This window comes from Lentibacillus kapialis, assembly GCF_014646635.1.
GTDB lineage: Bacteria > Bacillota > Bacilli > Bacillales > Amphibacillaceae > Lentibacillus > Lentibacillus kapialis.
The window spans coordinates 1-7,598 of the sequence record NZ_BMNQ01000087.1 but is presented as its reverse complement, the minus strand read 5'-3'; the positions used below and the strand labels follow the sequence as shown (position 1 = coordinate 7,598).

Below are 7,598 nucleotides of genomic sequence, written 5' to 3'. Positions count from 1 at the left end.
AACAAATGGCCAGGGAACAAACGGAAATAGCACAAACGGCGACGGAACAAATGGCCAGGGAACAAACGGAAATAGCACAAACGGCGACGGAACAAATGGCCAGGGAACAAACGGAAATAGCACAAATGGCAACGGAACAAATGGCCAGGGAACAGTAGGTAATGGCACCGTTGATGGTAAAACCAAAGCCGAGACAGTCAAGTTTGTTGCTCTAGACGTAATGGGTGGCACTGCTTCTGTTGTAGGAGCAGGTTTAAAACATCAACGTTACCAGGACGTTGGAAGAACAGGCTCCGGTTTTGGTTCTACTGCAAGAGGCGTGTATGGAAACATGTTTGTCAATGGCATGAAATTAGCCGGAGTAGACGAAAGAATTACGGATTCAGCTGAGGGAGTTTCAAATCTTAAAGACGGAATTCAGGGATATAAACAAATAAAAGATACAAAAAACGTTAGGAAATCCTCAAGAGCAGGAAGAGATATAACCAAAAGTTCAAAGTCCAAAAAACTTCCAAAGCTCTCTAAACCCGTGGGAATGGAAAAGGCTTTATCCAAATTTAATGTAGCCACCGCAGCATTAGGTACTGCATATTCAGGTTATGAAACTTATAATAATTTGCAAACTGCATCTAAAGTGATGGATAGTAACGCCAGTGGGGCTGAAAAAACGGCTGCAGCAGCTGATGTGGGAGCAAGTGCAGGCAACACGTTAATGAGTGCCGGTGTTGTTACCTCTGCAGCTCCAATTCCAGGAGCAAGAGTGGCTGGAGGCGTTATGGTAGCAGGTGGGGCAGTGCTCTGGGGAGCCTCGAAAGCTACTAAGTATGTTGCTAAAAATTGGAATTCTATTAAAGATACAGGCAAAAAAGCCTGGGAAGGCACAAAAAATATTGCTAAAAAAGGCTGGGACGCTGTAACGGGTATTTTTAGTTAACAGAAATGGGCTATAGCCTGTTTCTGTTAACTCTCAATTTCTACGATAGAAGAGAGTGAATAGTATGAGGTATGATGACCCACTTGTCGAGAAAGAAGCAAAAAAACATAAAAAATTTTTCGAAACGTTTACCATTAATCCTGGCTCTTATCGAATTAACAATCATCATTATTTTTTTGTGAATTATTACAAATGGAAGAAAATGACTGACTGTGCAGTGGTTTCTCCAACTTCTAGGGCCGAGAGAAGCGAGTATATGGAAGCATTTGATGCATTAATGGAACATGCACAATTAACCACATTGATTTTAAAGCATGGCGGTGAAAGGTCAAGTGCTAACATGGATGCCTTTACTACTATGAAAAAATTTCTGTCGGATGTTTTAAATGAAGGCGGAAACCACCTAACACAAGAGAGCAAGGATATCTTTAATTTTTGTCTTGAAAGAATCCAAGTAATTTTAAATTTGCAGGAACGTATAATCAACATATATGATGACTTTCAACAAAAAAACCAAAAATATCATGATGGCGATGAAGAAAATATAACAAGACAGGATATGGAAAAAAAAGCTAAGTATCTTGGAGAAATAGATTATATACAATACAGGCAGGTAGTTGCAATTTATGAGTACATACCGAAATTTAAATATATTAAAGAATTAAATGATCCGGAAGTAAAAAAACATATGACAACAGCTGTTAAAAGATATCTAACTGAATTTTCAAAAGGGGAAGAAGAGCAACTTGAAAACATAGAAAGAGTTAAATTCCAGCCGAACATGGAGGAATTAACAAGAGAAGAACATATTGAAGGTGCAAAAAAAGATTTTTATAAAAACTTAGAAGAAACAAAAGCGTTATCAAGAAAAGAATTAAGGTATCCCGGGTGACTATCTTGGGATAAACATTGGGTAATAATAAAGTTAACGAGGAGAATACCATGGAAAAACCGCTTAAATACACATGGGAAATATACACAAGCAAATTTGAAAAAGTATTGATCCTTATGCTGGTTACGACTTTACCATTATTAATGGTACATTCATTTGTGACCAATTACATATATGCGATTACACCGAGTTATTCGGCTGTTTATTCATTCGCAGACATTTACTATGGGCTTATAACCCTATTATTATACCTTTATGCACAAACCCCTTACATTCGTTTCATATATAATGAATATAAGGGAGCCGAAAACAGTTTACGAAATTCAATTTATCATTTTTTGGTTAACGGTTTTACAGTATTTGTATTTGCATGTATCGCTTCTGTGTTTACCACCATAGGATTTATATTTCTTATATTACCAGGATTAATTTTTCTTGCTTTAGTATTTCCGGTTCCGTATATCAGTGTTTTCGATGAGAAATCGGTTTGGAAGTCATTTAAAGAAGGTTTTCGAGTTGGCAAAAAGAACTTTTTTAAGATTATGTTAATCGTTATGCTCGCAGGGTTGGCTGAGCTTTTATTCGGTATACTTGTTACATATCAATTATTTAATATTACATCTTCATTCGCAGCTCAGATGATAACACAAATGACGCTAAACATCATTATTTATCCTTTTATTATCATGCTTTTAACATCTTATATGATTAAATGGCGTGAATCTCTTGAGACACTTGAAGTCATAGCACAGGGAAATTTTAAGTAAGAAAGCAGGTGTGTGTATGCGTGAGTGGCTAAAGAAATTATTTGTGTTGATGGCGATAGCATTTATGGCGGTTCAGCCCGTTTTCATCCCAACAGTTTACGCAGTAGAATCCTGGACAGGAGATCCGTGGGAAGGAGATACTTGGAATGGCGACGCATGGGATGGTTACGATTTAAAGTGGAAAGGTAACACATGGCAGGGTGATACCTGGACAGGTGATTCGTGGAACGGGGATGGCAGTGATGGATCGAATTCATGGAAAGGTCAGAACTGGAATGGGATTCCTTGGTATTTAAGAGGGTGGTCCCAGGACGGTATGACTGGGAATCCTTGGTACAATGATAGTTTTAACGGGAATAGAACTACTGGTTCACCGTGGAAACAACCAGGTTTTGGCTATGGCCCTGGAGGTACGGGTGATTCATGGTCCGATGATGGTTATATAGGAAATGGCACACCTGATGCACCGTGGGTGCAGTTGGGTTTCAGTAATGGACTAAGCGGTTTAGCGAATCCTTGGCTAATGCCAGGTTATAATAGCAACGGAACGAATGGTGGCAGTTTCGACGGAAACGGAGCAAAAGATGATCCATCTTCCCTTGAAGACTTTCCGTCACTTCCACAAGAGTACGATGTTGGCAAATATGTTGTTAAAGATATCATGATGGGTCAGGTAAACTTGGCCGGCAATCTGCAAACCTATCAAAATATGCAAAATTTGGGTTATAATACCAAAATGAGTTATGGTGGCCGGTTTTCCTCCAGTTTGTTTATGAATGGTCTGAAACTTGGCGTCGGCGATAATGTGGTTTTTGGTGCGTATGATACATACACGCACGTATCTGATGGTATCGGTGGCGTAAAAGATTATAATTATATTCGAAATGCACAAAAAACTACTGATACGGCCGGCGATTTAGCTAGTGCATCAAGTAAAATTTCTGGTAAGACACCTCCAGCAGCTTCAGTTGGTGCGTTATCCAAATTTAATGTGGCTGCTGCGGCGGTTGGTACAGGAATTTCTGCTTTTGAAACAGGATTTAAATCAGCTAAGGCTGTTGATGTTTGGACCAGTGATGCGTCCGGAGCAGATAAAACATCGGCTGTTGCAGATGCAGGTGCCAGCGCGGGTAATACATTAATGAATGCAGGTGTTGTCGCAACCGCTATACCCGGGGGTCAGGCTGTTGGTGCAGGTATGGTTGCTGTAGGCGCAGGTATTTGGGCAGTATCAAAAGGGGCTAAATTTGTTGCAGATAATTGGAAAGGCAATTTGAAAGATACTGGTAAAGCGATGTGGAACAAAACGAAGGATACAGCGAAAAAAGCTTGGGATACTGTGACAGGGTTGTTCTCGTAAGTTAACCAGGAAATTGGAGGATGTTTTAAATGAATGTAACAGACCGGACACTGCAAAACAAAGCTAAAAATCATAAAAAGCTGTTTGAGAAATACTGGATTGAATCGAACCATCTATATTTTAACGGAGCTCATTTCTATTTGGCCTTTTATCAAAGGTTTAACTCAACAAAAATTGTGATTCTGACTGTAGAATCTGACATTTCAAATAAAGTGTATAAAGAAGCCTTTGAATGGCTTGTCATACTGATGAACAGGATGTCTGCTACACGAGAAATTGGTACAGAACGAAAAAATATTAATATGAAAGGGTTCTACAAAACAAGGTCATTTCTAAACGAGGCTCTTGTGAAAGCTGGGTTATCTGATTATGAATCAAACGTGCTTCAAGAATGCCTTCAATCAATGAATACTGCTATATCCCTGCAAAACCGAATGATTGAACTGATGGATGAATTCGAACATTACAGAGAAGCAAAAGAGAAACAAGGAAGTCAATATACGATACAAAACATCGAGCATGTCCATGATCTTCATGCAGAAATGGATTACATTCAGTTCACGCAGGGTCAAACTTCGTATAAATCCATTGATTACTTCGCATCCCTTTATGACATTATCAGTCAGAACAAAACGTTCAGCCGTTTAGCAAATGCTGAAATAAAACAATATATCAGGCAGTTTTCGCAGGGGAAGGAAAAATTAAAAACATCTTTAGACCAAGCCACTTATGTAGATGATTTAGAGACTCTTTCCAAAGAGGAATTTATTAAGACTGTACAGAGAGACTATTTAAAAAGACAAAAGGAGTCCACAAAGACGTTGATTAAGGACCTGAGGTATCCTAAATTGAGTCGATAACTGGAGTTCCCAATTGTCTTCTATTTCAAAATGCAGGAGTGTCAATCTGTGAATCTATTACAAAAAATTAAAAGAAAAATGAAAATTGAAGACGGTTCGGCAACTATAGAATTTATAGGGATTTTACCCTTAGCACTGCTGTTACTTATGATTATCTGGCAATTTATTGTAGGAATTAATGGTGTCGTGGTGACACAGTCTGCAGCAAATGAATATGCAAAGGTGTATTCCATTACACAGAATAACGGGGAAGCGACCCAAGCAGCTAACAAAATTCTTTCGACAACTGGTAATTATTTGCAAAACCAGGATGTCTCGGGTTCAAACCTGGGCAGTAAAGAATTTACAGCAAAAGCAAGTGCAAATATTCGATTGGTGTTTTTACCCAGTGAAATATTTGGGTATTCAACCCCTTCTATCCCATATTCAGCAACGGCAAGCAGCAGGGTGATTGAATGATGATCAAGAAGCGGATTCGAAACGAGGACGGTAATATTGCACTATTTGTACTTGGCATGTTAAGCATTATAATGATTTTGTTGATTTTTGTTGTGAACCTTGGTGGAGCCTTGGCTACAAAGGAACAGTCAGGGACCACCGTGCAGCAGGCAAGCATGACGGCGTCAAGTGTGTTTTATGAGGAAGTACGGCAAGTGACATATGAATATGAAGATGAAACTCTCGAAGGAGCAGTTCAGGCATTCTTTGAGGAAATTGAAGAGAAGGTTGAAGAAAGAACATCTGAACTATCAGGCAGTTCGAGTTATCATGACTGGACAACTAATGAGATTGAATTGGAAGCATTTGATCAAGTTTTAAGCGAAGAACTTAATAAAGACGAAGTGAGAAGCCAGTTAATAGAACTACTGGGAAATGAGGATATTGAAACAGAGGTTATTAACAAAACAAAAAGTGCCATTATTACGAATGATGGTGTGTTAGAAGGTGCCGAATTAAGCATCAAGGATAATCGTTTTTATGTGCGAGCTGCCAATGAACTGGAATCAGTCTCATTTGATGGGTTTATGGATGGAATTCAGGAAAATGTCTATCAGGAGTCAGCAGGACCTAAGATTGATTTTTTAGAAATTGTATGGGATGGAGATACAGTAACTTCGCTTGAATGATTTTACGAAAGGGTTGATTGAATGGACCGGAAAATGAAGGTGTTTATATGTTTAATCGGAGTAATGCTGTTGGCTGCCTGTGCATCAGCAGAGGCGGAAGAGTTGGTGGACTATCATAACGGTTATGTTGAAAATGTGAATAACAAAATAACGGAAATCAATACGCTTAATGAAAAATCGCTTAGTTCGGCATCAATTGAAGAAGCTCTTGACATACAAACGAATGAATTGCTGCCGCTCGTTGATGAAATTAAAGATTACATGGACTCACAGGAACCGGAACCAGAAGTCGTCAAGGAATACCATTCATTGCGAGTCGATCAAGTCGATACTTGGTATGAAGCATTTCAAATGAAATTCGATGTACTGGAGAAAATGGTTGACAAGTCCATTAGTGAAGCGGAAGCGGATAAGGTGCTCATGGAAGCTGATGAAAAGTATATGGAGGCTGGAGAAAAGGCACAAAAGGCAGATCAAAAAATGGAAGATTTGGCGGATGAATATAATCTTGAACTTGAGGAAGAAGGCTAATCAACCATTTGAAAGGAGATGAGAAGATGTCTAAATCCGAAAAGCGGTGGAGAAGGTTTTATCTGATCCTGATGATTTTTATTTATGCGATTTATGTGCCGATCGCTGTTGTCGAATGGCTGGCAGGTACGGGTGGATTTCCAATAACAGCTGTCGTGGTCGGGGTAGGAATTCCTTTAATGAGAAAAAATCATTTGAATTCAATAAAGGAGAAAGAAGGCAAAGACGCTGTTTAAATGACAGGGAAGATGCAAGTCGAGTCTTCCCTTTTCTTATATACCTTAATGGTTAAAAATGGATTGGCGGGATATTTTCCATAAACAATACTGATGTGTTCATAATGTTAAATGAATTTAAGAAATTAAATAATAATATAAGATCAGTGTATTTTCTCGGTTTAACCCATATAACCAATTCAGTACTGAAAGAATCGCAATATATAAATAAAATGGATTATTCTGCTTGTATTTATCCGAAGGGTCAAGTAGAGGAGAAGACATATTTTTTAACAGCGAAAATCTAGAAAAGGTATATTTCGAAGGATATAAGGATAAACAGGAGGAATTATTCCAGGAAAAGTATGAGAAAACAATAAAGGCTCAACACCAAAATCTATGGTTGACGCCATTAAGCAATCCCTTTCATGTAAGCTAAGTTGCACTCGACTAAGATACGATCTTTGTATAAATTCCGATTACGAGTGAAATAATGGCGCCGTTGTAAAGCTTTTATTTTATTATGGCGTCCTTCCACAACCGCATTTGTAAATCGCAGCCGATGATAGTTGATAATTTCTGTCTCCCAGTTCTGAATGGTTTTGATACAGGATTCAACAGCTGCGTGGTGAAATTGGTGACCTTGTTTATACCACTGATCCAATGTCCGCTTAGCTTGCTTCGCATCGGCACTTAAGTCGTACCAATCAATAAAGCCTCTTTCCAGTTGTATGCAGCGTTTAGCTGTTCATCATACTTTAAAATGGCTTGGACAGTTGCTTGTTTCTTATGAGTTAAGGCATCATAGCGTTTTTCCAGCAAGTGATGATGACGCTTTAGTTGCTTTCTTGCCTGTGTCGGCAAGTTTTTTTGGACATCTTTGCGTACGTCATGCATGGCATCGGTCACATA

At 38.8% G+C, this 7,598-nt stretch carries 12 protein-coding genes; 10 read left to right on the top strand and 2 right to left on the bottom strand.

Going from position 1 to position 7,598, the window contains the following annotated elements; all coding sequences use genetic code 11:
• Nucleotides 1–220 precede the first annotated feature (220 nt).
• The 10 genes from IEW67_RS17095 to IEW67_RS18615 all read left to right on the top strand — a co-directional run bounded on the left by IEW67_RS17095 (nt 221) and on the right by IEW67_RS18615 (nt 7,125).
• On the top strand, nt 221–934 hold the full coding sequence (locus IEW67_RS17095) for a hypothetical protein (RefSeq protein ID WP_188634289.1): 714 nt from the start codon (nt 221–223) through the stop codon (nt 932–934).
• A 64-nt stretch (nt 935–998) separates the two neighbouring features.
• Nucleotides 999–1,826, top strand: coding sequence for a hypothetical protein (locus IEW67_RS17090; RefSeq protein ID WP_188634288.1), 828 nt, complete (start codon nt 999–1,001; stop codon nt 1,824–1,826).
• 50 nt (nt 1,827–1,876) lie between these two features.
• Nucleotides 1,877–2,593 (top strand): hypothetical protein, encoded by a 717-nt coding sequence (locus IEW67_RS17085; RefSeq protein WP_188634287.1) that lies wholly within the window; start codon nt 1,877–1,879, stop codon nt 2,591–2,593.
• A 16-nt stretch (nt 2,594–2,609) separates the two neighbouring features.
• A complete protein-coding gene (locus tag IEW67_RS17080) occupies nt 2,610–3,953 on the top strand; it encodes a hypothetical protein (protein ID WP_188634286.1) in 1,344 nt (447 codons plus the stop codon).
• Nucleotides 3,954–3,982: 29 nt separating this feature from the next.
• Nucleotides 3,983–4,813: a hypothetical protein gene (locus tag IEW67_RS17075; RefSeq protein WP_188634285.1), complete on the top strand. Its 831-nt coding sequence runs from the start codon at nt 3,983–3,985 to the stop codon at nt 4,811–4,813.
• Between the two features lie 48 nt (nt 4,814–4,861).
• Nucleotides 4,862–5,272 carry a TadE/TadG family type IV pilus assembly protein gene (locus IEW67_RS17070; protein ID WP_229671923.1) on the top strand — a complete coding sequence of 137 codons (411 nt, stop codon included), beginning with the start codon at nt 4,862–4,864 and terminating at the stop codon, nt 5,270–5,272.
• Complete coding sequence (locus IEW67_RS17065; RefSeq protein ID WP_188634283.1) at nt 5,269–5,940, top strand: Tad domain-containing protein; 672 nt, start codon at nt 5,269–5,271, stop codon at nt 5,938–5,940. Before IEW67_RS17070 ends, IEW67_RS17065 begins: the two co-directional genes overlap by 4 nt.
• Before the next feature lie 21 nt (nt 5,941–5,961).
• On the top strand, nt 5,962–6,471 hold the full coding sequence (locus IEW67_RS17060) for a hypothetical protein (RefSeq protein ID WP_188634282.1): 510 nt from the start codon (nt 5,962–5,964) through the stop codon (nt 6,469–6,471).
• A 26-nt stretch (nt 6,472–6,497) separates the two neighbouring features.
• Nucleotides 6,498–6,707 (top strand): hypothetical protein, encoded by a 210-nt coding sequence (locus IEW67_RS17055; protein ID WP_188634281.1) that lies wholly within the window; start codon nt 6,498–6,500, stop codon nt 6,705–6,707.
• A gap of 226 nt (nt 6,708–6,933) precedes the next feature.
• Nucleotides 6,934–7,125 (top strand): DUF4176 domain-containing protein, encoded by a 192-nt coding sequence (locus tag IEW67_RS18615; protein ID WP_188634280.1) that lies wholly within the window; start codon nt 6,934–6,936, stop codon nt 7,123–7,125.
• On the opposite strand, the gene IEW67_RS18550 is transcribed toward IEW67_RS18615, so the two are convergent.
• Nucleotides 7,099–7,350 carry a transposase gene (locus tag IEW67_RS18550; RefSeq protein ID WP_444543272.1) on the bottom strand — a complete coding sequence of 84 codons (252 nt, stop codon included), beginning with the start codon at nt 7,348–7,350 and terminating at the stop codon, nt 7,099–7,101. The two genes, IEW67_RS18615 and IEW67_RS18550, sit on opposite strands and share 27 nt — an antisense overlap.
• Nucleotides 7,351–7,379: 29 nt before the next feature.
• Nucleotides 7,380–7,598: transposase (locus IEW67_RS18545; protein WP_188634279.1), on the bottom strand; the 219-nt coding region annotated here is incomplete at its 5' end.

Bases quoted from the DNA above. Each gene is read 5' to 3' on its own strand.
- IEW67_RS17090 (WP_188634288.1), top strand. From the start codon at position 999: ATGAGGTATGATGACCCACTTGTCGAGAAAGAAGCAAAAAAACATAAA.
- IEW67_RS17055 (WP_188634281.1), top strand. From the start codon at position 6,498: ATGTCTAAATCCGAAAAGCGGTGGAGAAGGTTTTATCTGATCCTGATG.
- IEW67_RS17065 (WP_188634283.1), top strand. From the start codon at position 5,269: ATGATGATCAAGAAGCGGATTCGAAACGAGGACGGTAATATTGCACTA.
- IEW67_RS17085 (WP_188634287.1), top strand. From the start codon at position 1,877: ATGGAAAAACCGCTTAAATACACATGGGAAATATACACAAGCAAATTT.
- IEW67_RS17080 (WP_188634286.1), top strand. From the start codon at position 2,610: ATGCGTGAGTGGCTAAAGAAATTATTTGTGTTGATGGCGATAGCATTT.
- IEW67_RS17075 (WP_188634285.1), top strand. From the start codon at position 3,983: ATGAATGTAACAGACCGGACACTGCAAAACAAAGCTAAAAATCATAAA.
- IEW67_RS17095 (WP_188634289.1), top strand. From the start codon at position 221: ATGGGTGGCACTGCTTCTGTTGTAGGAGCAGGTTTAAAACATCAACGT.
- IEW67_RS17060 (WP_188634282.1), top strand. From the start codon at position 5,962: ATGGACCGGAAAATGAAGGTGTTTATATGTTTAATCGGAGTAATGCTG.